General features: G+C 39.3%; 1 protein-coding gene. It reads left to right on the forward strand.

The window, feature by feature from the left end; all coding sequences use genetic code 11:
- Positions 1–647: IS4 family transposase (locus JN080_RS28970; RefSeq protein WP_256239367.1), on the forward strand; the 647-nt coding region annotated here is incomplete at both ends.

A 647-nucleotide genomic window follows, 5' to 3' on the forward strand; every position in this document is an offset into this window, starting at 1 on the left:
TTTTATAAAGGCTTTCGCATGCTTACTCTTGGCTGGTCAGATGGTGCCACGTTCATTCCTGTGGACTTTTCTTTATTGAGCTCAAAAACAAGCCAAATTAACGGAATAACAAGTAAAATCGATAAGCGTAGCTCAGGATACAAACGACGCCTTGAAGCATTACAATCTGCACCGGAACAAATTCCAGATATGGTTCAACGTGCTTTGAATGCTGGTATTGATGCCTCTTATGTGTTAATGGATACTTGGTTTACCCATCAACCACTCATTAAGAACATCAAAGAACAAGGGCTAGATGTAATTGGCATGGTTAAGAATTTAAAACAACGTTACTTTGTAGATGGTGAGCGCGTAAGCCTGAATGATCTCTATCGTTTAGCTGCACCCATTCAAGGAAAAAAGGGGATTCTTCGCTCCATACAAACTACTCAAGCCAACGGAGTTCCAGTCAAAATGGTCTTTGTTCGTAATCGTAATAAAAAGAGCGAGTGGCTAGCTATTTTGAGTACAGACTGTACGTTAGATGAGCAAGAAATCATCAGAATATACGGCATGAGATGGGACATTGAAGTCTTTTTTAAGACAACGAAATCCTTATTAAAACTCCAAAAGGAGTTTCAAGGTCGTTCCTATGATTCCTTAATTAG

The organism is Bacillus sp. EB600, assembly GCF_024494385.1.
In the GTDB taxonomy this organism is placed as follows: domain Bacteria; phylum Bacillota; class Bacilli; order Bacillales; family Cytobacillaceae; genus JAEVLT01.